Source organism: Streptomyces hygroscopicus, assembly GCF_026168105.1.
GTDB lineage: Bacteria > Actinomycetota > Actinomycetes > Streptomycetales > Streptomycetaceae > Streptomyces > Streptomyces hygroscopicus_D.
The window spans coordinates 111,921-138,900 of record NZ_LBMW01000005.1 but is presented as its reverse complement, the minus strand read 5'-3'; the positions used below and the strand labels follow the sequence as shown (position 1 = coordinate 138,900).

The 26,980-nt window shown below is 68.2% G+C and carries 22 protein-coding genes; 13 read left to right on the top strand and 9 right to left on the bottom strand.

The features are described 5' to 3' along the window. The first annotated feature begins 3 nt into the window (after positions 1-3). The 7 genes from AAW14_RS07695 (at position 4) to trxA (ending at position 10,187) form a co-directional block, all read left to right on the top strand. Entirely contained in the window at positions 4-2,442 is a 2,439-nt protein-coding gene (locus tag AAW14_RS07695; RefSeq protein WP_265561261.1) for a DUF6049 family protein, read from the top strand. 46 nt (positions 2,443-2,488) lie between these two features. Continuing rightward, positions 2,489-4,819 (top strand): murein biosynthesis integral membrane protein MurJ, encoded by a 2,331-nt coding sequence (gene murJ / locus AAW14_RS07690; RefSeq protein WP_265561258.1) that lies wholly within the window; start codon positions 2,489-2,491, stop codon positions 4,817-4,819. A 118-nt stretch (positions 4,820-4,937) separates the two neighbouring features. Further along, positions 4,938-6,662, top strand: coding sequence for a protein kinase family protein (locus AAW14_RS07685; protein WP_265561256.1), 1,725 nt, complete (start codon positions 4,938-4,940; stop codon positions 6,660-6,662). Between the two features lie 363 nt (positions 6,663-7,025). Further along, on the top strand, positions 7,026-7,739 hold the full coding sequence (gene sigM / locus AAW14_RS07680; RefSeq protein WP_265561254.1) for an RNA polymerase sigma factor SigM: 714 nt from the start codon (positions 7,026-7,028) through the stop codon (positions 7,737-7,739). Continuing rightward, on the top strand, positions 7,736-8,659 hold the full coding sequence (locus AAW14_RS07675; protein WP_265561252.1) for an anti-sigma factor family protein: 924 nt from the start codon (positions 7,736-7,738) through the stop codon (positions 8,657-8,659). The genes sigM and AAW14_RS07675 overlap by 4 nt, the downstream gene beginning before the upstream one ends. 179 nt (positions 8,660-8,838) lie before the next feature. Continuing rightward, the gene (gene trxB, locus AAW14_RS07670; RefSeq protein ID WP_265561250.1) at positions 8,839-9,810 is read left to right on the top strand and encodes a thioredoxin-disulfide reductase; all 972 of its coding nucleotides are present in this window, start codon (positions 8,839-8,841) and stop codon (positions 9,808-9,810) included. Positions 9,811-9,854: 44 nt separating this feature from the next. Then, positions 9,855-10,187 (top strand): thioredoxin, encoded by a 333-nt coding sequence (trxA, locus tag AAW14_RS07665; protein ID WP_003991504.1) that lies wholly within the window; start codon positions 9,855-9,857, stop codon positions 10,185-10,187. Positions 10,188-10,304: 117 nt separating this feature from the next. Here trxA and AAW14_RS07660 read toward each other — a convergent pair whose 3' ends face one another. The 9 genes from AAW14_RS07660 to rpmH all read right to left on the bottom strand — a co-directional run bounded on the left by AAW14_RS07660 (position 10,305) and on the right by rpmH (position 17,326). Beyond that, the gene (locus tag AAW14_RS07660) at positions 10,305-10,922 is read right to left on the bottom strand and encodes a GNAT family N-acetyltransferase (RefSeq protein WP_265561246.1); all 618 of its coding nucleotides are present in this window, start codon (positions 10,920-10,922) and stop codon (positions 10,305-10,307) included. A 326-nt stretch (positions 10,923-11,248) separates the two neighbouring features. After that, positions 11,249-12,349 carry a ParB/RepB/Spo0J family partition protein gene (locus AAW14_RS07655; RefSeq protein WP_265561244.1) on the bottom strand — a complete coding sequence of 367 codons (1,101 nt, stop codon included), beginning with the start codon at positions 12,347-12,349 and terminating at the stop codon, positions 11,249-11,251. Next, complete coding sequence (locus AAW14_RS07650) at positions 12,346-13,419, bottom strand: ParA family protein (RefSeq protein ID WP_322741023.1); 1,074 nt, start codon at positions 13,417-13,419, stop codon at positions 12,346-12,348. The genes AAW14_RS07655 and AAW14_RS07650 overlap by 4 nt, the downstream gene beginning before the upstream one ends. A gap of 336 nt (positions 13,420-13,755) precedes the next feature. Further along, entirely contained in the window at positions 13,756-14,472 is a 717-nt protein-coding gene (rsmG, locus tag AAW14_RS07645) for a 16S rRNA (guanine(527)-N(7))-methyltransferase RsmG (RefSeq protein WP_265561242.1), read from the bottom strand. A 161-nt stretch (positions 14,473-14,633) separates the two neighbouring features. Further along, positions 14,634-15,146: a protein jag gene (locus tag AAW14_RS07640; protein WP_265561240.1), complete on the bottom strand. Its 513-nt coding sequence runs from the start codon at positions 15,144-15,146 to the stop codon at positions 14,634-14,636. Positions 15,147-15,161: 15 nt separating this feature from the next. Next, positions 15,162-16,442, bottom strand: coding sequence for a membrane protein insertase YidC (gene yidC, locus AAW14_RS07635; protein WP_265561238.1), 1,281 nt, complete (start codon positions 16,440-16,442; stop codon positions 15,162-15,164). A gap of 3 nt (positions 16,443-16,445) precedes the next feature. Further along, positions 16,446-16,799 (bottom strand): membrane protein insertion efficiency factor YidD, encoded by a 354-nt coding sequence (gene yidD, locus AAW14_RS07630; protein ID WP_265561236.1) that lies wholly within the window; start codon positions 16,797-16,799, stop codon positions 16,446-16,448. Beyond that, positions 16,796-17,170, bottom strand: a complete 375-nt coding sequence (gene rnpA, locus AAW14_RS07625) for a ribonuclease P protein component (RefSeq protein WP_265561234.1) — start codon at positions 17,168-17,170, stop codon at positions 16,796-16,798. The genes yidD and rnpA overlap by 4 nt, the downstream gene beginning before the upstream one ends. A gap of 18 nt (positions 17,171-17,188) precedes the next feature. Beyond that, positions 17,189-17,326 carry a 50S ribosomal protein L34 gene (gene rpmH, locus AAW14_RS07620; protein WP_003956500.1) on the bottom strand — a complete coding sequence of 46 codons (138 nt, stop codon included), beginning with the start codon at positions 17,324-17,326 and terminating at the stop codon, positions 17,189-17,191. A 425-nt stretch (positions 17,327-17,751) separates the two neighbouring features. Between rpmH and dnaA the strand changes: the two genes are divergently transcribed. The 6 genes from dnaA (at position 17,752) to gyrB (ending at position 26,960) form a co-directional block, all read left to right on the top strand. Next, complete coding sequence (dnaA, locus tag AAW14_RS07615) at positions 17,752-19,683, top strand: chromosomal replication initiator protein DnaA (RefSeq protein ID WP_265561232.1); 1,932 nt, start codon at positions 17,752-17,754, stop codon at positions 19,681-19,683. An 860-nt stretch (positions 19,684-20,543) separates the two neighbouring features. After that, positions 20,544-21,674: a DNA polymerase III subunit beta gene (gene dnaN, locus AAW14_RS07610; protein WP_265561481.1), complete on the top strand. Its 1,131-nt coding sequence runs from the start codon at positions 20,544-20,546 to the stop codon at positions 21,672-21,674. 259 nt (positions 21,675-21,933) lie between these two features. Next, a complete protein-coding gene (gene gnd, locus AAW14_RS07605) occupies positions 21,934-22,809 on the top strand; it encodes a phosphogluconate dehydrogenase (NAD(+)-dependent, decarboxylating) (protein WP_265561230.1) in 876 nt (291 codons plus the stop codon). Between the two features lie 52 nt (positions 22,810-22,861). Next, positions 22,862-23,983, top strand: coding sequence for a DNA replication/repair protein RecF (gene recF / locus AAW14_RS07600; protein WP_265561228.1), 1,122 nt, complete (start codon positions 22,862-22,864; stop codon positions 23,981-23,983). Next, positions 23,980-24,513 carry a DUF721 domain-containing protein gene (locus AAW14_RS07595; protein ID WP_265561226.1) on the top strand — a complete coding sequence of 178 codons (534 nt, stop codon included), beginning with the start codon at positions 23,980-23,982 and terminating at the stop codon, positions 24,511-24,513. The genes recF and AAW14_RS07595 overlap by 4 nt, the downstream gene beginning before the upstream one ends. 362 nt (positions 24,514-24,875) lie before the next feature. Further along, on the top strand, positions 24,876-26,960 hold the full coding sequence (gene gyrB / locus AAW14_RS07590; protein ID WP_322741018.1) for a DNA topoisomerase (ATP-hydrolyzing) subunit B: 2,085 nt from the start codon (positions 24,876-24,878) through the stop codon (positions 26,958-26,960). Positions 26,961-26,980: the final 20 nt, after the last annotated feature.

Genomic DNA, 26,980 nt, shown 5'->3' with positions numbered 1-26,980 from the left:
CGCGTGGCCGAGGCGGCAGACTCCCAGGGGATGAGTTCCTCACCTGCCCGCCGGTGGCTCCGGCGCACCGCGGCGCTGCTCGCGGGCGCGCCCCTGCTGGCCGGTCTGCTGCAGCTGCCCGCCGGCCCGGCGGCGCACGCCGACGAGAAGGGCTCACCGACGGCGGCCGACGGCAGCCGTACGGTCGCCGTCTCCCTGAACTCGCTCAGTCCCAGCGTGCCGACCGACGGCGACACCCTCACCGTCACCGGCACGGTCACGAACAACGGCAAGCAGCCCATCACGGACGCCCATGTGGGACTGCGCGTCGGCTCGTCCCTGAGCAACCGGGCCTCCATCGACAGCGCCGCCCGGCGTACCGGCTTCCTGCCGAGCGTCGACGGGAGCGAGGTCGACGGGAAGTATGCCGAGAAGTTCACCAAGATCGACCCGGGGTCCTCGCAGGACTTCAGCGTCTCCGTGCCCGTCAAGGAGCTGAACCTCGACTCCGACGGGGTCTATCCGCTCGGTGTCTCCCTCTCCGGCCAGACCGCCGCGCAGCCTTACGAGCAGGTACTCGGCATCCAGCGGACGTTTCTGCCCTGGGAACCCGACAGCGCCGCGACCAAGACGAAGACGGCGTACCTCTGGCCGCTGATCTCATCCGTCCACATGACTGTGGAGACCCTTCCCAATCAGCAGCAGACGCCCGTCTTCCAGAACGACGACCTGGCCAAGGAGATCTCTCCGGGCGGCCGGCTCTCCCAGCTCCTGGCGCTGGGCAAGAACCTCGATGTCACCTGGGTGATCGATCCCGACCTGCTCGCCTCGGTGGACGCGATGACGGGCAGCTACGGCGTCAAGGGCAACGGCGACACGGTCGCGGCGGGCAAGAACCAGGCGGTCGCCAAGCAGTGGCTCGGCGATCTCGAGAAAGCTGTCCAGAACAAGGAGGTCGTCGCCCTCCCCTTCGCCGACCCCGACCTGGCCTCGATCGCCCACAACGGCAGGAACGTCACCGGTTCCCTGAGCCACCTCAAGGACGCCACGGATGTGGCCGCGAGCACCGTGGAGACCGTCCTCCACGTGAATCCCGACACAGACTTCGCCTGGCCCGTCGACGGCGCGATCGACCCCTCGATCGTCAAGGTCGCCACGTCCGCGGGCGCCGACAAGGTGATCGCCCGCAGTGACAGCCTCCAGGAGACCGGCAGCCTGCCCTACACGCCCACCGCGGCGCGCCCCATCGGCGGCGGCACCACGGCGGTGGTCACGGACGACGACCTGTCGACCGCCTTCGAGGACGACATGACCTCGGCCGACAGCTCCACGCTCGCCGTGCAGGAGTTCCTCGCCCACAGCCTGATGATCAATCTTGAGGAGCCGCAGAAGCAGCGCAGCATCGTGGTCGCCCCGCAGCGGATGCCGTCCGCGAGCCAGGCCCAGTCGATGGCACAGGCGCTGACGGCCCTCCAGGGCAGCAATTGGTCACAGTCCGACGACCTGTCCGCGGCCGCCAAGGCCAAGCCGGACCCGAGGGCCGCGACCAGGGTGCCGTCCGTCTACCGCTACCCGTCGTCGCTGCGCAAGGCGGAGCTGCCGGAGTCGGCGTTCCAGCAGACCGAAGACACCCAGGACAAGCTCGACAGCTTCAAGGTGATCCTCACCGACCCGGCACGGGTCGTCACGCCCTTCGGACGGGCCATAGACCGCGCCATGTCCACCTCCTGGCGCGGAAGCGCCACCCAGGCATCGACCTTCCGCCAGGGCGTGGAGGCGTACCTCGACGGGCTCACCGACCAGGTCAGGCTGATCGAGAAATCCGAGACGAAGCTCTCAGGCCGCAGCGCGACGATCCCCGTGACGGTGCAGAACAACCTCATGCAAGGGGTCAACCATCTGGTGCTGCGGCTGACCTCGGAGCAGCCCACCCGGTTGAAGGTCGGGAACGGGCCCTACACCGAGCAGCCCATCACCGTCTCGGGCGGGCACAGCCAGTCCGTGAAGTTCACCACCACGGCCAATGCCAACGGCCGGGCCGCCGTGGTCGCCCAGCTCTTCACGGAGGACGGGCAGGCCTACGGCCCCGCCGTCACCTTCGACGTGAATGTCACGGAGATCACGCCGACGGTGATGCTGGTCATCGCCGGTGGCGTCCTGCTGCTGGTCCTTGCCGGGTTCCGCATGTACACCCAGCGCAAGCGTCTGGCCACGCGGCAGACCGATGAGGAGGCGCAGGGCGGCACCCAGGACCCGGACACCACCGCGCAGGACGGGGATCTGAACGGCTCCGCGGACAGCCCCGTAGACACGGACGACACCGAACGTTCCGCCAAAGCTTCCGAACAGGAGTCGGACGGGGAGAGCCGGGCAGACGCCCCGGAGCAGCCGAGTGACCCGGCACCGGACACCGCACCGGAAAGCGCCGACCCGTCCGGCACGGGTGAGAGAGTGGACCGTTGAGCGATGTCGTGGCCGGTGGGCCTGGGGAGTATGAGGTGGGGTATCCATGAACGCGCCGTACGACGGTGACCGCGGTCAGGGCGCCGTGGGCAGCTCGGGTCACCCCGAAAGCCCGCCGCCCCAGGAGCCCGGCCAGGTGCCTCCCCAGCCCCCGGCGGACATGTACCTCCAGGACGCCTACGACCAGGACCCCTACCGCGCTCAGGACCTCTCCGCCCAGGATCCGGTGACGGAGGCGCTCTACGACCGCGCCGCACATCCCCCGCCGCCACCGGGCACCTACCCACCGCCACAGTCCTTGTACGCACAGCCACCGGCCCCGCAGTACACCCCGGACCCGCGTGTGTGGGCCCAGCCACCCGCGCCCGAGCCCGAGGGGCCCACTCAGCACCTGCCGTACGGCGACGACCCCCGTACGACCCAGTTCGTGGGCGTCGACGACCTGGTCACCCAGGCCGGCGAGGAGCGCCACGAGCCGGACGCCTTCGCCCATCTCTTCCGGGACCAGCAACAGGGCGGCGGGCCCTACGGGCGATCGCCGTCCGTACCCGGCCCGGCAACCTCACCTTCCCCGGCCCAGAACCCGGCGGGGCAGTACCCGGGACAGGCCTATTCCTCCGCTTCCCCGGGGGCCGGTGCGTACGCCACCACGCCCATCCCTGCCGGAGAGGCCGCATCGGCGCCCGCGCCCGTACCGGCCGCCGCTGCCACTCCCGCGACCGCCCCCGTACCCGCGGCGAAAAAGGGTGGGCGGGCCTCCGGCCTGCTCAAGTCCAGCGCCGTGATGGCAGCCGGCACGATGGTCTCCCGCCTCACCGGCTTCATCCGCTCTGCAATGATCGTTTCGGCGCTGGGCGTCAGCGTGCTCGGCGACACCTTCCAGGTCGCCTACCAGCTGCCGACGATGATCTACATCCTCACTGTCGGCGGCGGCCTCAACTCCGTCTTCGTGCCGCAGCTCGTGCGCGCCATGAAGGAGGACGAGGACGGCGGTGAGGCGTACGCCAACCGGCTGCTGACCCTGGTCATGGTGGCCCTGGGCGCCCTCACCGCGGTCGCGATCTTCGCCGCACCGCTCCTGATCCGTCTGCTGTCCGACTCCGTGGCCAGCGATCCGGCGGCCAACGCGGTCGGCGTCACCTTCGTCCGCTACTTCCTGCCGTCGATCTTCTTCATGGGGATCCACGTGGTGATGGGGCAGATCCTGAATGCCCGCGGGAAGTTCGGCGCGATGATGTGGACCCCGGTCCTCAACAACATCGTCATCATCGTGACGCTCGGCATGTTCATCTGGGTGTACGGCACCGCGGAACACTCCGGGATGAAGGTCACGAACATCCCGCCGGAGGGCCAGCGCCTGCTCGGCGTCGGCGTTCTGCTGGGACTCGTGGTCCAGTCCCTCGCGATGATCCCCTATCTGCGGGAGACCGGATTCCGGCTGCGGCTCCGCTTCGACTGGAAGGGCCACGGCCTCGGCAAGGCCGCCACGCTCGCCAAGTGGACCGTCCTCTTCGTCCTCGCCAACCAGGCGGGCGCGCTCGTCGTGTCCCAGCTGTCCACGGCCGCGGGCAAGCACGCTCGCGTCGACGGCACCGGCTTCGCCGCCTACGCGAACGCCCAGCTGATCTGGGGCCTGCCCCAGGCGATCATCACGGTCTCCCTGATGGCCGCCCTGCTCCCGCGCATCTCGCGCTCAGCCTCCGAGGGCGACGGCGGAGCCGTCCGCGACGACATCTCCCAGGGCCTGCGCACGACGGCCGTCGCGATCGTGCCGATCGCCTTCGGGTTCGTTGCGTTCGGCATCCCCATGTGCACGCTGATCTTCGGCTCCTCCGGTACCGGCGGCGCCACCAACATGGGCTACATGCTGATGGCCTTCGGTCTCGGCCTCATCCCGTACTCCGTGCAGTACGTGGTGCTCCGCGCGTTCTACGCGTACGAGGACACGCGCACACCCTTCTACAACACGGTCATCGTCGCGGCCGTCAACGCGGGTGCCTCGACCGTGTGCTACTACGTCCTCCCGGCCCGCTGGGCCGTGATCGGCATGGCGGCCTCGTACGGCCTCGCGTACGCCATCGGTGTCGGTGTGGCGTGGGCCCGGCTGCGCAAGCGGCTGGGCGGCGATCTGGACGGCGCCCGGGTGCTGCGAACGTACGCGCGCCTCGGCATCGCCTCGGTACCGGCCACTCTGCTGAGCGGAGCCGCCTGCTACGAAATCGGCCACACGCTGGGCCAGGGCGTCGGCGGCTCGCTCGCCGCCCTGCTCGGCGGTGGAGCTCTTCTCCTCGGTGTCTTCTACATCGCCGCGCGGAAGATGCGCATCGAGGAACTCAACTCAATGGTGGGCATGGTCCGCGGGCGCCTGGGGCGCTGAGGCGGGGGTACGCGCACAACCATCGTCCGTCGCCGTGTGTCGTGCATAGCAGCGGACTGTGGGCACAATTGGTTTCTGCGTCGGACAGCGCGCAACGGATGGGGAGGCAGGAACGACGGTGGCGGAACGGAGCACGGCTGCCGTCGACGTGGCAGACAACAGCGGCGATGAGCCGCTGGCCGCCAAGGCGGACCAGTCCACGTCCGACGGGGTGGCCCAGGACCGGGAGCGGATCACGAACGCCGACGAGGCACAGGGGAGCGGTGGGACCGAGTGTCCCGGGAAGGCCTCGACGCCCGAGTTGCACAGTGGTCACAAGCTCGCCAGACGCTACCGACTCGAGGAGTGCGTCACCCGTCTGGACGGATTCAGCAGCTGGCGTGCGGTGGACGAGAAACTCCGCCGCGCCGTCGGCGTCCACATCCTTCCCGCAGACCATGTGCGGGCGCGTTCGGTACTGGCCGCCGCCCGCTCCTCCGCGCTGCTCGGGGACCCCCGCTTCGTGCAGGTCCTGGACGCCGTCGAGGAGAACGATGTCGTCTATGTGGTGCATGAGTGGCTGCCCGACGCCGTCGAACTGACCACGCTGCTCGCCACCGGGCCGCTCGAGGCCCACGACGCCTACCAGATGGTCACCCAGGTCTCCCAGGCGATGGCCGCCGCCCACCGCGAGGGCCTCGCCCATCTGCGCCTGAACCCGGGCACCGTGCTGCGTACGTCCTCCGGTCAATGGCGCATCCGCGGCCTCGCCGTGAACGCCGCGCTGCGCGGCATCGGCTCCGACACGCCGCAGCGCACCGATACGGAGGCCATCGGCGCGCTCCTGTATGCAGCCCTGACCCAACGCTGGCCCTACGAGGACGATGCCTACGGACTGTCCGGGCTGCCCAAGGGCGTCGGCCTGATCGCCCCCGACCAGGTGCGCGCCGGCGTCCACCGCGGTCTGTCCGAGCTGTCCATGCGCGCCCTGGCCAACGACGGCGCGACCGCCTCCCGCCACGAGTCCCCGTGCACGACGCCCGAGGAACTGGTGAAGGCGATCGGTGAGATGCCCCGCATCCGCCCGCCGGAGCTCGCGTTCACGGCACCGCCCGAATACCAACGCACGACGTACCAGCAGGGCACGTACGGTCATCCCTCGACCCATCCGGGCGCCACCCAGCCCGTCGCGACCCCGCCGCCGCCGCTCCAGAGCCGTACCGGCAAGGCCCTCAAGTGGGCCGTCTCGGCACTGCTCATCGCCGCGCTGGGTCTCGGCAGCTGGCAGTTGGCGGAGGCCCTGATGGACCAGGGCAAGAAGTCCGACAACACGAAGCAGAACCAGACGACGGACGGGAACGACAAGAACGGCGGCACCAACTCCAAGCCGGTCAAGGCGCTCACGATCCAGGGAGCCCAGGAGTTCGTCGCGAAGGGCGATGCCCAGCACCCCGATGACGTCGGCAAGACGTACGACGGCAGCGACTCGACGTACTGGAGGACCAACACCTTCGTAAGCGGTCCGACCCTCGCCCCGTACAAGCCGGGCGTGGGGATCGTCTACGATCTCGGCTCGGCGCAGGCACCCGCCACGGCGACCATCGGGCTCCGCTACGCGGGCAATCACACGACGGTGGACCTCTACGCGGCCGATTCGCTGACGCCGTCGTCGTTGGACTCGATGCAAAAGATCGGCAGCGTCACGACGAGCGGAACCAACGCAAGAGTGAAGGTCACCAAGCCGGTGAAGACCCAGTACGTCCTCGTATGGATCACCGCTGTGCCGTACTCGGGAGCGGACCCGAGCTCGTACACCGGCGAGGGTTACAAGCAGGCCATCACCGAGGTGAAGTTCAGGGGCTGACGCGCCACTTGTACCGTCAGGAGCGGTCAGGCTCGCTCGATCACCGAGTGCAGCAACGGAAAGACGCTCTACGGCTCGTGGGTTGGCCGCGGAACGTGGCGCATCGAGGGCGAGTGCGGCGTCTGCCGGGTGGTCGCAGGACGCCCGCGGGCGCGGCTAGCAGCAACACGGAATGGACGGAACGGGGAGCCCTTCGACAACTCGGTGGGCCCCCGGTTCCGTCCATGGTGGCATCGGAGCCGGCCGCGGAAAGATCCTCGCCACCCACCTCAACCGACCTGACTCTGTGGCATCCTGTTGGTCGGGCTTCCGAGTTGGGTAATAGCGTCACGGTTGGCTCCCCTAAGGACTCGGGGGAAATGCGTGGATAACGGATCGGGTCAAACCGAATTCTCTGATTCTGATCTCCTCGCCCGTCATGTCGACGGCGACCCCGACGCCTTCGGTGAGCTCGTACGGCGGCATCGCGACCGGCTGTGGGCCGTGGCCCTGCGGACGCTGGGGGACCGCGAGGAAGCCGCCGACGCCGTCCAGGACGCCCTTGTCTCGGCCTACCGGGCCGCCCATACCTTTCGCGGCCAGTCGGCCGTCACGACCTGGCTGCACCGGATCACAGTGAACGCCTGCCTGGACCGCGCTCGAAAGGCCGCGTCCAGGAAGACTTCCCCCGTCGACGACACGGAACGGCTGGAGCAGCTCCTGGAGCCGCATGAGTCGGCATCCGCCCCGGCCGAGCGCAACGAGCTGCACCGCGAGTTGCTGGAAGCCCTGGGCACCCTTTCGCCCGACCAACGAGCCGCCCTCGTCCTGGTGGACATGCAGGGCTACCCCGTGGCGGAGGCCGCCCACATCCTCGATGTTCCGACCGGAACCGTGAAGAGCCGCTGTGCCCGGGGCAGAGCGAGACTGCTGCCGCTGCTCACCCACTTGCGGACCGAGAGCGGCGGCGAGGACGGCAAGAAGTCGGACGGCGGACGGAACCGGGGGCGCGGGGCATCCGTCCCACCCGCAGCGGGACCACGAGAAGCGGGGCCAAGCGATTCAGCTGCTGTGAAGGGCGGAGGTGGGCGAGCGTGACATCCACGACCGACACAGCCGGGCACCCGGAGGTCGAAGAGCTCTCCGACCTCAGCGAAGGTCTCCTTCCGTCTGCCCGCACTGCCGACGTACGACGGCATCTGGACTACTGCGCCCTCTGTGCCGACGTCTATGACTCCCTCGAGGAGATCCGCGGCCTTCTGGGCACCGTATCGGGCCCGCCGCGGATGCCCGACGATGTGGCGAGCCGTATCGACGCCGCGCTCGCCGCAGAGGCGCTCCTGAACGCGACGGCTCCAGACACCGCCGCGAATACGCCCTCCTCCGACCTCGCCGTGGCACATGTTTCACGTGAAACATCGCCCTCCTTCCCGGACGACCGTCCTTCGGGGCACGCCCGCGCAGCCACTGGACCGGGGCGCACGCCACGCACACGCCGCGGCCGCAGGGTCGTCGCCCTGGGAGCCGTCATTGCGGCCGCTGCCCTCGGCCTGGGCGCGCTGCTGGTGCAGACACTGGGCAATGACTCGGGCAAGGCTCCACCGACGGCCGCCCCGGAGACCGACGCAGCACACACCTACTCCGAGAGCTCGCTGCAGAGCCAGGTGGCGGGACTGCTCGCAGCGAAGAAGACGAACGAAGGCCGATCAGGCAGTGCCAGGCCCTGGAGCGCCGAATCCGACTCCGGGACGACAGGGTCCACAGGTATGCGGCCGAACAAGACCTTCCAGGACACCACCGTCAATGTGCCGAGCTGCATCGGGACAGCCATACACACCAACGAGGCTCTGCTCGCCGCAGACAAGGGTGTGTACCAGGGAAGGGCCGTCTATCTCGTCGTCACGCCCGCCGCCTCCGACAACACCAGGGTCACGGCCTACATCGTCGACGCCGCGTGCGTGCAGTCCTCGGCCGCGACGGGCAAGGTACTGCTGACCCACTCGTACGCCCGCTCCTGAGGCTCCTGTACGGGACGGTTCCTGCCCAAGTGCCGCTTGGCATCTGTGTGCGATGCCGTGTCTCCGTGTGCCCGGACACACCGGGAATGCTGGCCCCTTAGGATCCGTTGGGTGGGGTGAGAGCAGAGAGAGCCTCCCACCGGCAGTAGCAGCACTCTCCAAAGACAAGGAATGAAGCCGTGAGCGACGTCCGTAACGTGATCATCATCGGCTCCGGGCCCGCCGGCTACACGGCGGCGCTCTACACCGCGCGCGCGTCGCTGAAGCCGCTGGTGTTCGAAGGTGCCGTCACCGCGGGCGGAGCCCTGATGAACACCACCGAAGTCGAAAACTTCCCCGGCTTCCAGGACGGCATCATGGGCCCCGAGCTCATGGACAACATGCGTGCGCAGGCCGAGCGCTTCGGTGCCGAGCTGGTCCCGGACGACGTCGTCGCCGTCGACCTCACCGGTGAGATCAAGACCGTTACGGACACCGTCGGCACTGTCCACAAGGCGAAGTCCGTCATCGTCGCCACCGGCTCTCAGCACCGCAAGCTGGGCCTGCCGAACGAGGATGCCCTCTCTGGCCGTGGTGTGTCCTGGTGCGCCACCTGTGACGGCTTCTTCTTCAAGGACCAGGACATCGCCGTGATCGGCGGCGGCGACACCGCTATGGAGGAGGCCACCTTCCTCTCCCGCTTCGCCAAGTCCGTCACCGTCGTCCACCGCCGTGACACCCTGCGCGCGTCCAAGGCCATGCAGGAACGCGCCTTCGCCGACCCGAAGATCAGCTTTGTCTGGGACAGCGAGGTCGCCGAGATCAAGGGCGACCCGAAGCTCGAGAGCCTGACGCTGCGCAACCTGAAGACCGGAGAGCTCACGGAGCTGCCGGTGACCGGCCTGTTCATCGCAATCGGACACGACCCGCGCACCGAGCTCTTCAAGGGCCAGCTGGAACTGGACGAGGAGGGGTACCTGAAGGTCACCTCACCCTCCACCCGGACCAACCTCACCGGCGTCTTCGGCGCCGGCGACGTCGTCGACCACACCTACCGCCAGGCGATCACCGCGGCTGGCACCGGCTGCTCCGCCGCCCTCGACGCCGAGCGTTTCCTCGCGGCCCTCGCGGACAGCGAGCAGCAGGCCGAGCCCGAGAAGACCACCGTCTGACCCCCTTCCCGCCCCTACTCCCCACCTAGTTAAGGAGCCTCGCCGTGGCCGGCACCCTGAAGAACGTGACCGACGATTCCTTCGAGCAGGACGTCCTCAAGAGCGACAAGCCCGTCCTGGTGGACTTCTGGGCCGCCTGGTGCGGTCCGTGCCGCCAGATCGCTCCGTCCCTCGAGGCGATCGCCGCCGAGTACGGTGACAAGATCGAGGTCGTCAAGCTCAACATCGACGAGAACCCGGGTACGGCCGCCAAGTACGGCGTCATGTCGATCCCAACTCTGAACGTCTACCAGGGTGGCGAGGTCGCCAAGACCATCGTTGGCGCCAAGCCCAAGGCCGCCATCGTCCGCGACCTCGAGGACTTCATCGCCGAGTGAGCGGCGACGCCGCTGAACCAGGGGCGGCGATGTTTCACGTGAAACACGAACGGGCCAGTCCGAAAGGGCTGGCCCATTCGCATGACGTGAGGTGCTCACGAGCACAACGGCCATCGATCACAGCGGGCGCAGCGCGGGCTCCTTCTGTACAGCCCCCAGCAGACGGTCCAGCGCCAGTTCGACGTCTTCCTTCCAGGAGAGCGTGGTGCGGAGCTCCAGCCTCAGCCGCGGATACGTCGGGTGCGGGCGTACGGTCTTGAAGCCCACCGCCAGGAGGTGCTCCGCGGGCAGGAGGCACGCAGGCTCTTTCCAGCGTGCGTCGCCGAAGGCCTCGATCGCCCTGAAGCCGCGGCGGAGCAAGTCCTTGGCGACCGTCTGGACCATCACACGCCCGAGTCCCTGACCCTGATATCCGGGCAGGATAAAGGCGGTCATCAGCTGAACGGCATCCGGTGACATCGGACTCGTGGGGAACGCCGTCGACCGCGGAACATAGGCAGGCGGCGCATACAGCACAAAGCCCACTGGTACCTCGTCCACGTAGGCGACACGCCCGCAGGATCCCCAATCCAGGAGGACCGCGGAGATCCATGCCTCCTTCTCCAGCGCGGCCGTGCCGGCCTTTACCGCCGCTTCGCTGCTGACGGGATCCAGCTCCCAGAAGACACACGCGCGACAGCGGTTGGGAAGGTCGGGAAGGTTGTCCAGCGTGAGCGGTACGAGCCGACGCCCCATGAAGGCAGTTCCTCGCTTCCTTCGCCCGCAGCAGTGCGGGCGGCTGTCAGAGCGCTCCGCTCCCTGAGCAGGCTGCCGACGAAGCCGCCGAGCGCCCCCAGGCTCAGGCCCGCGGTCACCAGTCCGGTACGGCTCACGGTTCGCATGGCCCCCGCCTCCCCGATGAAGGTGCCGTCAGGTGGATGCGCCATACCCCAAAACATCGTATCCATGATGCGATTGCATCGATACTGCCTGAAAGCAAAGAGCGGACCGTGTTCCGGTACACACCGGACATGGTCCGCTCTGGTGGTCGGCCGATCGAAATCTGTCGCCCACCTGCCGGCTCAGTCCTCCGGCTCCTCAGGAGCACCGTCCTGAAGGCCCTGCTGAAGAACCGGACCCTCGCCCGGAGCCAGGGTTCCGAGGATCCGCTCAAGATCCTCCATCGATGCGAACTCGACGGTGATCTTTCCCTTCTTCTGGCCGAGGTCAACCTTCACCCGGGTCTCGAAGCGGTCCGAGAGCCGGGTGGCCAGCTCGCTGAGGGCCGGAGAGACACGAGCACCGGCGCGCGGCCCCTTGGAGCGGGGGGCGCTCTGCGGCCGGGACCCCATGAGCGTGACGATCTCCTCGACCGCCCTGACGGAGAGGCCCTCGGCCACGATGCGATGAGCCAGGCGGTCCTGCTCCTCGGAGTCCTCCACGGACAGCAGGGCTCGGGCGTGTCCAGCGGACAGCACCCCGGCCGCCACCCTGCGCTGCACCGCTGGGGACAGCTTCAGCAGACGCAGCGTGTTGGAGACCTGCGGGCGGGATCGGCCGATGCGGTCCGCCAGCTGATCATGGGTACAGTTGAAGTCCTTGAGGAGCTGGTCATAGGCCGCCGCCTCTTCCAGCGGATTCAGCTGAGCCCGGTGCAGGTTCTCCAGGAGAGCGTCCAGGAGGAGCTTCTCGTCGTCCGTCGCCCGTACGATCGCGGGAATGGCCTCGAGACCGGCCTCACGGCAAGCTCGCCAGCGCCGCTCACCCATGATCAGCTCATAGCGAGCCGGCCCCACCTGACGCACCACGATGGGCTGGAGAAGCCCTACCTCCTGGATGGAGGTGATCAGCTCGGCGAGGGCATCCTCGTCGAACACCTCGCGGGGCTGGCGAGGGTTCGGAGTGATGGAGTCCAGGGGCAGCTCGGCGAAGTGGGCACCGAGAGAAGCCCTCGGCGTCTCCCCGGCGCCGTTCATCGACGGCTCCTCGGTTTCATGTGAAACAGACGGCAGTGTGGCCACCTTCGCGGCCGCCACTCCACGGTCCGTCGTCAGAACGGGCACGGCCGGTGAGGCGGACGTGCCGCCGCCCGCCGCAGCCGGAACTGTCGGCTTCTCCCCTGTTGGGGCAGCAGGGATCAGTGCGCCGAGACCGCGGCCCAGCCCCCTCCGTCGCTCGCTCACTGGATCCCCTCCACCATGCTCTGTTCCGTCTGGGCGCCGATATGGGCCTGCTGTGCGTCGTACGCGACGCCAACGCCCTTCAGCGCGATTTCACGTGCCGCCTCAAGATAAGAGAGAGCACCACTCGATCCTGGATCGTAGGTCAGCACCGTCTGTCCATAACTCGGCGCCTCGGAGATGCGGACCGAGCGGGGAATGCTCGTCCTCAACACCTCGTCGCCGAAGTGGCTGCGCACCTCGTCCGCGACCTGGGATGCCAGGCGGGTCCGGCCGTCGTACATGGTGAGCAGGATGGTCGACACATGCAGGGCGGGGTTGAGATGTCCCCGAACGAGGTCCACGTTGCGCAGCAACTGACCCAGGCCTTCCAATGCGTAGTACTCGCACTGGATGGGGATGAGGACCTCCTGCCCGGCGACCAGTGCATTGACCGTCAGCAGACCCAGCGAGGGCGGGCAGTCGATGAGGATGTAATCCAGCGGCTGTTCGTAGGCCTGAATTGCCCGTTGTAGCCGGCTCTCTCGCGCCACCAGGGACACCAGCTCGATCTCCGCACCGGCGAGATCGATCGTGGCGGGAGCGCAGAAGAGACCCTCGACATCAGGGACAGGCTGGACGACCTCTGCGAGCGGCTTGCTCTCCACCAACACGTCGTAGATGGAAGGAACTTCGGCGTGGTGGTCGATTCCCAGGGCCGTAGAGGCGTTGCCCTGAGGATCGAGATCGATCACCAGGACGCGGCCTCCGTGCAGGGCGAGAGAGGCTGCGAGGTTGACCGTCGTCGTGGTCTTGCCCACCCCGCCTTTCTGGTTGGCGACCACGACGACCCGGGTCTGCTCGGGCCGTGGCAGGCCTTCACCGGCGCGCCCCAGTGCCTCCACCGCAAGTTGGGCAGCACGACCGATGGGAGTGTCGTCCATCGGAGGCGGTGTTTCACGTGAAACATCCTCCCCCATCGACTCGGTACGGGGACCGGGGACCGGATCGGTCATCGGTCCCGCGATGTTGGCGTTGGACCGCAAGGATTCACTCTCCTCGACTTCAGGCTCGCAATGAACAGAGCCTCCCATGTCTTCGGGGTCGTGAACCAGTGAGGTCTGGTCTTCTGTGGAGAAATCCACCTCTGTGGACAACTCCGTGCCCTCCACGGGGGGCATGGCGCCAGGTGTGGACGGTTCTCCGAGGGATCCGAGAGGTTTCCGGTCGCGGGGTTCGGCAGCGGCCCGGCCGCGACTGATGATGCCGTGCAGCAGTGAGCGACGTTTCACGTGAAACACGATGCACAGCAGCTCGGGCTGGGCCTCCGCGACACTCCGAGATGCGTAGGTTCGGCAGCTTGTGTGGAGTACGCCGAGTCGTCAGCGCGGATCAGCTCACCGCCGACCCAACGAAGCCGATGTCTCCGGTCAACGACGCCGCCGCGCCCGCCCCGTCCTGGCCGCCTTCGCCCTCTTGGCGGCGAAGCGCACACCTCCCGGGCTCTCCCCGACCTCCACGCGCACCACCGTCGAGAGCGGGTCCACCACTCCTTCGCCGACATGCAGGATGGACGTCTCCACAGCGCCGAGCTTGGTCAGAGCGGTGGCGGCGCTCTTCAGCTCCTCCTCCGCGGTGTCGCCCTTGAGTGCCAGCATCTCCCCGTACGGGCGCAGCAGCGGAATGCCCCAGGTGGCCAGGCGGTCCAACGGAGCCACCGCGCGCGCGGTCACGACATGGACGGGCTGGATCTTGCCCATGACCTCCTCGGCCCGCCCACGGACGACGGTCACATGGTCGAGGCCGAGCAGCTCGACGACCTCGGTGAGGAAGTTGGTGCGCCGCAGCAGCGGCTCGAGCAGCGTGATCTTCAGGTCCTCCCGGACGAGCGCAAGCGGGATGCCGGGCAGCCCTGCGCCGGAGCCGACATCACACACGGTCACCCCGTCGGGGACGACCTCCGAGAGCACCGCACAGTTCAGCAGATGCCGTTCCCACAACCGGGGCACTTCCCGTGGGCCGATCAGGCCGCGCTGCACACCTGCTTCGGCAAGCAGCTCCGCGTAGCGGACCGCGTCCGCGAAGCGATCGCCGAACACCTCGCGCGCCTTCTCGGGCGCAGGGGGAAGCTCTGCTGCCTCCGTCACGGGGACCGTCCTTCCGTACCGCATGGGCGCACTGAGCGCAGATCACCAGGACTAACAGGAACTACCGGCTGCCGGGACCGCAGCCCCGAGGGCACTACCAGGCTGACAAAGTTCGGCCCCGCCTGCGCTACAGACGGGGCCGAAGAAACGTACGGACCGAATCAGGCGGGCAGCACGATGACGAAGCGCTGCGGCTCCTCGCCCTCGGACTCGCTGCGCAGGCCCGCGGCCTTGACCGCGTCATGCACCACCTTGCGCTCGAAGGGCGACATCGGCTTGAGTTTCACGGGCTCGCCGGTGCTCTTGACCTCTGCAGCAGCCTTGGCGCCCAGCTCCGAGAGCTCTGCACGCTTCTTGGCGCGGTAGCCCCCGATGTCCAGCATCAGCCGGCTGCGGTCCCCGGTCTCCCGGTGCACAGCCAGGCGCGTGAGCTCCTGGAGCGCCTCCAGCACCTCGCCGTCACGGCCGACCAACTTCTGCAGGTCGCGGCTGCCCGTGTCACTGATGATCGACACGGCTGCACGGTCCGCCTCGACGTCCATGTCGATATCACCGTCGAGGTCGGCGATGTCCAGCAAACCCTCGAGGTAGTCCGCCGCGATCTCGCCCTCCTGCTCCAGGCGGGTCAGGGTGTCTGCACCCTCGGCAGCGGCGGAGGTGGTGCCTTCCGTCACGGGATGGACTCCTTCTTACTTCTTGGACGGGGACTTGGGCCGCTGCGGACCCTTGCGCTGGCCGGACTGGGCCTTGCTGCGGGAGCCGCTGCCGGGCTGGGACGTCGCCTTCTTGGCGGCGTCGGCCGACTTGGCATCCTGCGGCTCGTCGGACTCACTCAGCGAAGACGAGTCCGTCTCCGAGCCACCCGCGGACTTGGCACCACCGGACTGGCGCTGTGACTTGCTCTGCCGCTTGGGCTGCTGGCGCTTGGGCGCCGCACCAGCGGTCGCGGGGCCGTCCTCGACGGTGGCCACGGCCGCGGCCTCACCCTTCACCACGGTGCCGTCGGTCTGGGCCGCGAGGCCGGCCTTGGTCAGACCGTTGATGAACTTGCGCTCGAACTCGTTGCGGTCGCGACCCTTGGTGACGATCGCCTTGACGATGGCCTTCTCACGCCGGTTGCGGGTCTTGCCGTGGTGCGTGACGTGCTTGTGAAGGCGCTCCAGGTAGGCGGCCTGAGCCTTGGAACCCGGGGTCGGGTTGTTGTGGATCACGTACATCTGCTGGCCCATGGTCCACACGTTGGTGGTCAGCCAGTAGACGAGGACACCGACCGGGAAGTTGATGCCGAAGACGGCGAACATGACCGGGAAGACGTACATCAGCATCTTCTGCTGCTGCATGAAGGGCGTCTTCACCGTCGTGTCGACGTTCTTGGTCATCAGCTGGCGCTGCGTGTAGAACTGCGACGCCGACATCAGCACGATCATGATCGCGGTGACGACACGGACGTCTGTCAGCGAGGCACCGAGAGAAGCCACCTTGTCGGCGCTGTCCGTGAACTTCGCGGCCAGCGGGGCGCCGAAGATGTGTGCCTTACGGGCGCTGGCGAGCAGCGGCTCGTTGAGGACGCCGATCGTCTTGCTCGTCGCAATGGCGTTGAGCACGTGGTACAGGGCGAAGAAGAACGGAGACTGCGCCAGGATGGGAAGGCACGAGGAGAGCGGGTTGGTGCCCGACTCCTTGTACAGCTTCATCATCTCTTCGGACTGACGCTGCTTGTCGTTCTTGTAGCGCTCCTGGATCTTCTTCATCTCGGGCTGGAGCGTCTGCATGGCCCGGGTCGCCTTGATCTGCTTCACGAAGAGCGGGATCAGGCAGATACGAATCAGGATCACCAGGGACACGATGGACAGGCCCCAGGCCCAGCCCGTGTCGGCGCCGAAGATCGCGCCATACACCATGTGGAACTGGACGATGACCCAGGAGACGGGTGTCGTGATGAAGCTGAAGAGGCTGGCAATCGTGTCCACTAATCATGCTCCTTGGACATGGGACGAGGTCTCTGCGGCCGGGCTCGAGGAGATGTTCCCCTCGATGGCCGGTTCGGCGGCGGAGGGCCCGCCCTTGCGTGCACGCCAGGCGTCGCGCAGCATTTCGTGCCACCGCGGACGCTTGCGCGGCGGGACATGGTCCACACCGCCGAGCGACCACGGATTGCACCGCAGGATGCGCCAGGCGGTGAGTGCCGTTCCCTTGATCGCACCGTGCCGGTCGATGGCTGTGTACCCGTAGTGGGAACACGACGGGTAGTACTTGCATACCGGCCCGAGCAGCGGACTGATCGTCCACTGGTAGAGCTTGATCAGAGCCAGCAGCGGGTACTTCATCGCGTGCCCCCTCCTCCCAGCAGCCGCTGGAGGGCGGCGTCCAGGTCTCGGGCCAGCTGTGCATGGTCGGCGTCACCCGCACCGGGCAGCGCTCGTACGACTACCAGGCTACCGGGGGGCAACAGGGCCACTCGGTCCCGCATCAGGTGGCGAAGTCTGCGCTTCACCTTGTTGCGCACGACCGCTCCACCCACAGCCTTGCTCACGACGAAACCCGCACGCGTCGGGGGAGCGCTCTCCCCAGGCGCATGCGGGTCCGTGGCACCGCTACGAAGGTGGACGACGAGAAGCGGGCGTCCGGCCCGACGTCCTCGACGTACCGCGGTCGCGAAGTCCTCGCGCCGCCTCAGCCGATGCTCGGTAGGCAGCACGTCATGACCTGTAAGCGATCAGGCGGACAGGCGGGCGCGACCCTTGCTGCGGCGGGACGCCAGGATGGCGCGGCCGGCACGGGTGCGCATACGCAGCCGGAAGCCGTGGGTCTTCGCGCGACGACGGTTGTTCGGCTGGAAGGTGCGCTTGCTCACTCGGGGGCTCCAGTAATGATTCGGTGGGTGGCGGGGTGTCGCCTGGCTGTCACCGTGCGCCCACGAGTAGCTCGCATTACGCCCGAGTGCACCGCTTCCCGATCACCGAATGTGCCCTGGTAGGAGCACGAGTACGTGATCTGTGCCCATCGGAGGCAGGCGGCAGCAGCCATCGACAACTCGACCTGGTTACGGTACGCGGGGCTACGCCATCCGGTCAAACCAACGGCCGGGGAGAGACACTTGTCCACAGGCTGGGGACAACAACTTGAACCGTACCGGCCGCCCTGACTACCGTGGCTGAACTCCGATTCGTTCCCTTGTCCCCACCCCAGCAGTTTTGCCCCCGACCCGGGCTCACCCGAGTTACATACCGATCCGTCCCGCAACCACACGTTCGTGGGACCCGTGAGAGAGCGTGCCCTGTGGCTGACGTCCCTGCCGATCTTGCCGCAGTGTGGCCACGAGTACTCGAGCAGCTTCTCGGTGAGGGGCGCGGGCCGGGTGTCGAGGCGAAGGACGAGCACTGGATCAAGCGCTGCCAGCCGCTGGCGCTGGTCGCCGACACCGCCCTGCTCGCCGTGCCGAACGAGTTTGCCAAGGGTGTCCTCGAGGGGCGGCTCGCGCCGATCGTCAGCGACACGCTGAGCCGCGAGTGCGGCCGCCCGATCCGCATCGCGATCACCGTCGACGACTCCGCCGGCGAGCCTCCGGCCCCGTCCGCCCAGCCACGCTACGAGGAGCCCGAGCTTCCCTCCCGCCAGGGCCGCGACGCATACGACCCCTCCCAGAGCCGCGATGTGTACGACGGCCAGGGCGGCTACGAGGGATACGGCCGCCACCGCTCCGACGACCACCGCGTGGGCCGACCCGAGCAGCTCCCCCCCGGCCCCGGCGATCAGCTTCCGCCCGCCCGCGCGGACCAGCTCCCCCCCGCCCGACCGGCGTATCCGGGCGAATACCAGCGCCCCGAGCCCGGAGCCTGGCCGCGCGCCTCCCAGGACGACTACGGCTGGCAGCAGCAGCGCCTCGGTTTTCCCGAGCGCGACCCCTACGCGACGCCGGCACCGGACTACCGCGCGCAGTCGCTGGAGCGTCCGCCGTACGAGCAGCAGCGCCCGGACTACGAGAGCGCACGTCCGGACTACGAGAGCCCGCGCCCCGACTACGACCGGCAGCGCCCCGACCGACGCGAGCTCCCGGAGCAGTCATCCGGCAACGGCCAGGTGCACCGGGGCGGCCCGGGCGGGCCCGGCCTGCCCACCACCGGCGCTCCCGGCCCGCTGGCCGCACAGCCCGCACCCGCGACCGGACCGGGCGAGCCCACCGCGCGCCTCAACCCGAAGTACCTTTTCGACACGTTCGTCATCGGTGCCTCGAACCGCTTCGCACACGCCGCCGCGGTCGCCGTCGCCGAGGCGCCAGCGAAGGCGTACAACCCCCTCTTCATCTACGGGGAGTCGGGGCTCGGCAAGACACACCTGCTGCATGCCATCGGGCACTACGCACGCAGCCTCTACCCGGGCACGCGGGTACGGTACGTGAGCTCGGAGGAGTTCACCAACGAGTTCATCAACTCCATCCGCGACGGCAAGGCGGACGCGTTCCGCAAGCGCTACCGCGACATGGACATCCTGTTGGTCGACGACATCCAGTTCCTGGCGCAGAAGGAGTCGACGCAGGAGGAGTTCTTCCACACGTTCAACACCCTCCACAACGCCAACAAGCAGATCGTGCTGTCCTCGGACCGGCCGCCCAAACAGCTGGTCACCCTGGAGGACCGGCTGCGCAACCGCTTCGAGTGGGGCCTGATCACCGACGTCCAGCCGCCCGAGCTGGAGACGCGCATCGCGATCCTGCGCAAGAAGGCGGTGCAGGAGCAGCTGAACGCGCCTCCGGAGGTGCTGGAGTTCATCGCCTCCCGCATCTCGCGCAACATCCGTGAGCTGGAAGGCGCCCTGATCCGGGTGACGGCGTTCGCCTCGCTCAACCGTCAGCCCGTGGACCTCGGTCTGACGGAGATCGTCCTCAAGGACCTGATCCCCGGCGGCGAGGACACGGCCCCCGAGATCACCGCGACCGCCATCATGGCTGCCACCGCCGACTACTTCGGGTTGACGGTGGAGGACCTGTGCGGCACCTCGCGGGGCCGCGCCCTGGTCACCGCCCGGCAGATCGCCATGTATCTGTGCCGTGAGCTGACGGACCTGTCGCTGCCGAAGATCGGTGCCCAGTTCGGCGGCCGGGACCACACGACGGTGATGCACGCCGACCGCAAGATCCGCGCGCTGATGGCCGAGCGGCGCTCCATCTACAACCAGGTGACTGAGCTGACGAACCGCATCAAGAACGGCTGACCGCCGCACGCACACGGCACTGAGGGCGCCCTCGGGAGCAGATCCCGGCGGCGCCCTTCGTCGTTCGCCGGCCATCCGCTGTTCGAATATCTGCGGGGTTACGGCCACTCTCCACAGATTCGGTGACTTTCTCGCGTCCACATCCTGGGGACTGTGGAGTTGTCCAGACGGCATCCACAGGCTGTGCTGTTGAAAGACGATCAGTCCAGCTCAGACGCTTGTGGATTGGTGGACGAACGATCTCCACAGACTGTGGACAAAAGGAAGATCCACAGGCTGTGCACGGAGTTGTCCACCGACAGCCCACAGGCTGCGGCCGGTTGTCCCCAGTGATCGCCGGCTTCTCCACATCCCTGTCCACTGTTCGGCAACACGACGCTCCCCCTCACCAGGTCGAGTGAAAGGCGTCACACCAAGGTGCCGCGGTGGGCTGTGGGAAAGGTGGGTAAAGCTGGGGACGGCGTTGGGGAGAAGTGCCCCGCGGCTGTGCATGGGGTGTGCAGAACTTTCCGTTCTCCACAGAGACACCTGGTTGTCCACTGCTCCCGCCCACAGGGTCAGTGGACAAAATATCGCCTCTGAGCTGGGAAAACGCGGTTATCCACGGTATCCACAGCCCCTACTACTACTCCCAACTAGAGAGAGCTGGGATTTCGTTTCGAAGCGGGGCCTGTGCACAACTCGCTCTCCGGCTCCCGGCCGCCCCTCGTCACGACTTGACCCCGAGAGGCACCTACTGTCAGTGCCGTGCGTCAGACTGGTCCCCGGTGTCCTTCCCCTCACAGGGACCGGCGACACCGAGTCAGACGACGAAGGCGAAGCAGGGCGAGAACGCCGGCAACAGCAGGAGGCGGCTTACGGTGAAGATCCGGGTGGAACGCGACGTACTCGCGGAGGCAGTGGCCTGGGCGGCGCGCAGCCTCCCGGCCCGTCCGCCGGCGCCTGTCCTCGCGGGCCTGCTGCTGAAGGCCGAGGACGGCCAGCTGAGCCTGTCCAGCTTCGACTACGAGGTCTCCGCGCGGGTCTCCGTGGAGGCGGAGGTCGAGGAGGAGGGCACGGTCCTCGTCTCCGGCCGGCTCCTCGCCGACATCTCCCGGGCTCTCCCCAACCGCCCCGTGGAGATTTCCACAGACGGTGTACGGGCGACGGTGGTCTGCGGCTCCTCGCGGTTCACCCTCCACACCCTCCCGGTGGAGGAGTACCCGGCGCTTCCCCAGATGCCGAATGCGACGGGCACGGTCCCGGGCGAGGTCTTCGCCTCCGCCGTGCAGCAGGTCGCCATCGCCGCCGGCCGTGACGACACGCTGCCCGTCCTCACCGGTGTGCGCATCGAGATCGAGGGCGACACGGTCACGCTGGCCTCCACCGACCGCTACCGCTTCGCGGTCCGCGAGTTCCTGTGGAAGCCGGAGAACCCGGAGGCGTCCGCGGTCGCCCTGGTACCCGCCAAGACGCTCCTGGACACCGCCAAGGCGCTGACCAGCGGCGACAGCGTGATCCTCGCGCTGTCCGGCTCGGGCGCGGGCGAGGGCCTGATCGGTTTCGAGGGAGCCGGGCGGCGGACGACCACCCGACTCCTCGAGGGTGACCTCCCGAAGTACCGCACGCTGTTCCCGACGGAGTTCAACTCGGTCGCCACCATCGAGACCGCCCCCTTCGTGGAGGCCGTCAAGCGCGTCGCCCTCGTCGCCGAGCGCAACACCCCGGTGCGGCTCAGCTTCGAGCAGGGCGTGCTGATCCTGGAGGCCGGCTCCAGCGACGACGCACAGGCTGTGGAGAGGGTCGACGCGCAGCTGGAGGGTGACGACATCTCGATCGCCTTCAACCCGACCTTCCTGCTGGACGGCCTGAGCGCGATCGACTCGCCGGTGGCCCAGCTGTCCTTCACGACGTCCACGAAGCCCGCGCTGCTCAGCGGCAAGCCGGCCGTGGACGCCGAGGCGGACGAGGCGTACAAGTACCTGATCATGCCGGTGCGGCTCAGCGGCTGAGCCCGGTCCGGGAGCCTCGGCCGGGTCCGGGTCGTCTCCCACAAGATCGCAGTACGCCGGTGCGGCTGCGGCTCAGTGGCCGACGACCGTCCACAGCACCGGGTGGGCCCGGTGGATCATCGGGCCCACCCGGCGAAGCCGCAGGTGAGGGCCTACGTATGAGCGCGTATGCCCACAGGTGTGCAGGAGAGTGCGGGTTTAGGCTCGGACGCGGGTACGAAAGTGCCCTCATGCCACGTCCCAACCTAAGGAACAACTGATGGAGCTCGGTCTCGTCGGCCTCGGCAAGATGGGCGGCAACATGCGCGAGCGGATCCGCCGCGCAGGCCACACCGTCATCGGATACGACCGCAACCCGGACCTCGCCGACGTCCACAGCCTGGAAGAGCTTGTGGGCAAGCTCGCGGGCCCGCGCGTGGTGTGGGTGATGGTCCCGGCCGGTGCCCCGACCCAGTCCACGATCGACGAGCTGGCCGAGCTCCTCGAGCCCGGGGACGTCGTCGTGGACGGCGGGAACTCCCGCTGGACGGACGACGAGAAGCACGCCGAGGAGCTTGCGGCCAAGGGCATAGGCTTCGTCGACTGCGGCGTCTCCGGCGGCGTCTGGGGCCTGCAGAACGGCTATGCGCTGATGTACGGCGGTGACGCCGAGAACGTCGCCAAGGTGCAGCCGGTCTTCGACGCCCTCAAGCCGGAGGGCGACTTCGGCTCGGTGCACGCGGGCAAGGTCGGTGCGGGCCACTTCGCGAAGATGGTCCACAACGGCATCGAGTACGCGATGATGCAGGCCTACGCCGAGGGCTGGGAGCTGCTGGAGAGGGTCGACTCCGTGGAGAACGTCCGCGAGGTCTTCCGCTCCTGGCAGGAGGGCACGGTCATCCGTTCCTGGCTGCTGGACCTCGCGGTCAACGCCCTTGACGAGGACGAGCACCTGGACAAGCTGCGCGGCTGGGCGGCGGACTCCGGAGAGGGCCGCTGGACCGTCGAGGCCGCCATCGACCACGCGGTGCCGCTGCCCGCGATCACCGCGTCGCTGTTCGCGCGGTTCAGCTCGCGGCAGGACGACTCGCCGCAGATGAAGATGATCGCGGCGCTGCGCAACCAGTTCGGCGGCCACGCGGTCGAGAAGAAGTAGTCCACAGGGCCGCCCGGCGGTCCACAACCTTGGGGGAGGTCGGCGAACGACCATGCACGTCACGCATCTGTCGCTGGCCGACTTCCGCTCGTACGCCCGGGTCGAGGTCCCGCTCGACCCGGGCGTCACCGCCTTCGTCGGCCCCAACGGACAGGGCAAGACGAACCTCGTCGAGGCGGTCGGCTATCTCGCCACGCTCGGCAGCCACCGCGTCTCCTCCGACGCCCCCCTCGTCCGTATGGGAGCCGACCGCGCGATCATCCGGGCCGCGGTGCGCCAGGGCGAGCGGCAGCAGCTGGTCGAGCTGGAGCTGAACCCGGGCAAGGCCAACCGCGCCCGCATCAACAGGTCCTCCCAGGCAAGGCCCCGCGATGTGCTCGGCATTGTGCGGAGCGTGCTGTTCGCGCCCGAGGACCTCGCCCTGGTCAAGGGCGACCCGGGTGAGCGGCGCCGTTTCCTCGACGAGCTGATCACCGCCCGCTCCCCGCGCATGGCGGGCGTCCGCTCCGACTACGACCGGGTCCTCAAGCAGCGCAACACCCTCCTCAAGACCGCCGCGCTGGCCCGCCGACACGGGGGCCGTTCCATGGACCTGTCCACGCTGGACGTGTGGGACCAGCACCTCGCGCGGGCGGGTGCCGAACTGCTCGCCCAGCGCCTCGACCTGATCGCCGCGATCCAGCCGCTCGCCGACAAGGCCTACGAGCAGCTGGCTCCCGGCGGGGGCCCGCTGGCCCTGGAGTACAAGCCGTCCGCGCCGGGTGAGGCCCACACCCGCGAGGCCCTCTACGAGCAGCTGACGGCCGCACTCGCCGAGGCCCGCAAGCAGGAGATCGAGCGCGGCGTCACCCTGGTCGGACCCCATCGGGACGATCTGCTGCTGAAGCTCGGCCAGCTGCCCGCCAAGGGGTACGCGTCCCACGGCGAATCCTGGTCCTACGCGCTGGCGCTGCGCCTGGCGTCGTACGACCTGCTGCGCGCGGAGGGCAACGAACCGGTGCTCGTGCTGGACGACGTCTTCGCCGAACTGGACACCCACCGCCGTGAGCGGCTGGCGGAGCTGGTCGCGCCCGGGGAGCAGGTCCTGGTGACCGCCGCGGTCGACGACGACGTACCGCACGTACTGACGGGGATGCGGTACACCGTGTCCGACGGCACCGTGGAGCGCGCATGAGCACCGACGAACCCGCACCGAAGAAGACGCCCGAGCTGTCCGGCGTGGATCTCGCGCGCGTGGCGCTCAGGGCCGCGAAGGAGCAGGCACGCGCGCGGGGGGACGCGGCGCAGCAGAAGAAGCAGGCGCGGCGCGGCGGCCTGCGATCCGGCGCCCGCGCCGACGGCCGCGACCCCATGGCGCTCGGTGCCGCCATCAACCGGCTGATCACCGAGCGGGGCTGGGAGACTCCCGCCGCGGTGGGGGGCGTGATGGGCCGCTGGCCGCAGATCGTCGGCGAGGACCTCGCCAAGCACTGTGTCCCGCAGCGGTACGACGAGGACGAGCGCGTGCTGACCGTGCAGTGCGATTCCACGGCGTGGGCGACGCAGCTGCGGCTGCTGGCCCCCCAGCTGGTCGCGCGTCTCAACGAGGATCTAGGGCACGGCAGGGTCCGGCTGATCAAGGTTCACGGCCCCGGAGGCCCCGCCCGTCGCTTCGGTCCCCTGCGCGCCCCCGGGAGCACGGGACCCGGTGACACCTACGGGTGACCGACATCACTCGGGGCCGCTCGGAGCAGGTGCCGACGGCTCTTCGGGCGTGACCGCATGCGGTCGCGAACACCGGTCTGACTCCGATATTGCCAAGGGTTGACGGCCGGAAGCGCTGAGTGCCGCTCAGAGCCTCTTGGAGCCCCGTTCCGCATATGGGGAGTCGGCCAAGACCGGTTGAGGGCGGCACATGCGGACTCAGGTGCCCGCAAACCCCCATCACTGTCGGCGCTACCGGTAGACTGGAAGACAATCCCGCCCCAGTCGTGGGGACCGTCCGGGACAAGCTGAGCAACGCTGATCAAGGCTTACCAACGCAACATGCCGCAGCCGCTCCGGCAACCCGCCGACGAGCCTGGTTTGTGCTGTGCCAGAAAGGGCGCTTCGTGGCCGATTCCGGCAACCCCAACGAGAACATCCCGTCCGCCGACGCCGACGTCAACGGCGAGGCCACAGCCTCGAACAGCGAGGTCTCCGCCTCGTACGACGCCAGCGCCATCACCGTCCTCGAGGGTCTGGACGCGGTCCGCAAGCGACCCGGCATGTACATCGGCTCGACCGGTGAGCGCGGACTCCACCACCTTGTGTACGAGGTCGTCGACAACGCGGTCGACGAGGCGCTGGCCGGATACGCGGACACGATCGACGTCACGATCCTCGCCGACGGCGGCGTGCGCGTGGTCGACAACGGCCGTGGCATCCCGGTGGACATCCATCCGGTCGAGAAGAAGCCGGCCGTCGAGATCGTGCTGACCGTGCTGCACGCGGGCGGGAAGTTCGGCGGCGGCGGATACGCGGTCTCCGGCGGTCTGCACGGCGTGGGCGTGTCCGTGGTGAACGCGCTGTCCACCAAGATCTCGGTCGAGATCAGGCGTGACGGCTACCGCTGGACGCAGGAATACAAGATGGGCGTCCCCACGGCGCCGCTCCAGCGGCACGAGTCCACCGACGAGACCGGCACCTCGGTCACCTTCTGGGCCGACCCGGACATCTTCGAGACGACCGACTACTCCTTCGAGACGCTCTCGCGGCGCTTCCAGGAGATGGCGTTCCTCAACAAGGGCCTGACGATCAAGCTCACCGACGAGCGCGAGTCCGCGAAGGCCACGGCCAAGGCGGACGAGGCGGGCGCGGACGAGACCCCCGAGGTCAAGACCGTCACGTACCACTACGAGGGCGGCATCGTCGACTTCGTGAAGTACCTCAACTCCCGCAAGGGAGACGTGGTGCACCCCTCCGTGATCTCCATCGAGGCCGAGGACAAGGAGAAGCTCCTGTCCGTCGAGGTCGCGATGCAGTGGAACAACGGGTACAGCGAGGGCGTGTACTCCTTCGCGAACACGATCCACACCCACGAGGGCGGTACGCACGAGGAGGGCTTCCGTGCGGCGCTCACCGGCCTCATCAACCGGTACGCGCGCGACAAGAAGCTTCTGCGCGAGAAGGACGACAACCTCACGGGTGACGACATCCGCGAGGGTCTGACCGCGATCATCTCGGTCAAGCTGGGCGAGCCCCAGTTCGAGGGCCAGACCAAGACCAAGCTGGGCAACACGGAGGCGAAGACCTTCGTGCAGAAGGTCGCCCACGAGCACCTGAGCGACTGGCTGGACCGCAACCCGAACGAGGCCTCGGACATCATCCGCAAGTCGATCCAGGCGGCCACCGCGCGCGTGGCGGCCCGCAAGGCCCGCGACCTGACCCGCCGCAAGGGCCTCCTGGAGTCCGCGTCGCTGCCGGGCAAGCTCTCCGACTGCCAGTCGAACGACCCCACCCAGTGCGAGATCTTCATCGTCGAGGGTGACTCCGCCGGCGGCTCGGCCAAGTCGGGCCGCAACCCGCAGTACCAGGCGATCCTCCCGATCCGAGGCAAGATCCTCAACGTCGAGAAGGCACGGATCGACAAGATCCTGCAGAACCAGGAGATCCAGGCGCTGATCTCCGCGTTCGGCACCGGTGTGCACGAGGACTTCGACATCTCGAAGCTCCGCTATCACAAGATCATCCTGATGGCGGACGCCGACGTCGACGGCCAGCACATCAACACGCTGCTGCTGACGTTCCTGTTCCGCTTCATGCGGCCACTGGTCGAAGCGGGACACGTCTTCCTGTCGCGTCCGCCGCTGTACAAGATCAAGTGGGGTCGGGACGACTTCGAGTACGCGTACTCGGACCGTGAGCGCGACGCGCTGATCGAGCTGGGCCGCCGCAACGGCAAGCGGATCAAGGACGACTCGGTGCAGCGCTTCAAGGGTCTCGGCGAGATGAACGCGGAGGAACTGCGCATCACCACCATGGACGTGGACCACCGCGTCCTCGGCCAGGTCACCCTCGACGACGCCGCGCAGGCCGACGACCTCTTCTCGGTCCTCATGGGCGAGGACGTCGAGGCGCGCCGTGCGTTCATCCAGCGCAACGCCAAGGACGTCCGGTTCCTCGACATCTGAGTCGGTCTCAGCTGACCGCA

What these genes read in the sequence shown, in the direction of transcription:
- murJ (WP_265561258.1), top strand. Translation starts at nt 2,489, where the DNA reads ATGAACGCGCCGTACGACGGTGACCGCGGTCAGGGCGCCGTGGGCAGC.
- AAW14_RS07660 (WP_265561246.1), bottom strand. Translation starts at nt 10,922, where the DNA reads ATGGGGCGTCGGCTCGTACCGCTCACGCTGGACAACCTTCCCGACCTT.
- AAW14_RS07650 (WP_322741023.1), bottom strand. Translation starts at nt 13,419, where the DNA reads ATGGGAGGCTCTGTTCATTGCGAGCCTGAAGTCGAGGAGAGTGAATCC.
- yidD (WP_265561236.1), bottom strand. Translation starts at nt 16,799, where the DNA reads ATGAAGTACCCGCTGCTGGCTCTGATCAAGCTCTACCAGTGGACGATC.
- gnd (WP_265561230.1), top strand. Translation starts at nt 21,934, where the DNA reads ATGGAGCTCGGTCTCGTCGGCCTCGGCAAGATGGGCGGCAACATGCGC.
- recF (WP_265561228.1), top strand. Translation starts at nt 22,862, where the DNA reads ATGCACGTCACGCATCTGTCGCTGGCCGACTTCCGCTCGTACGCCCGG.
- AAW14_RS07595 (WP_265561226.1), top strand. Translation starts at nt 23,980, where the DNA reads ATGAGCACCGACGAACCCGCACCGAAGAAGACGCCCGAGCTGTCCGGC.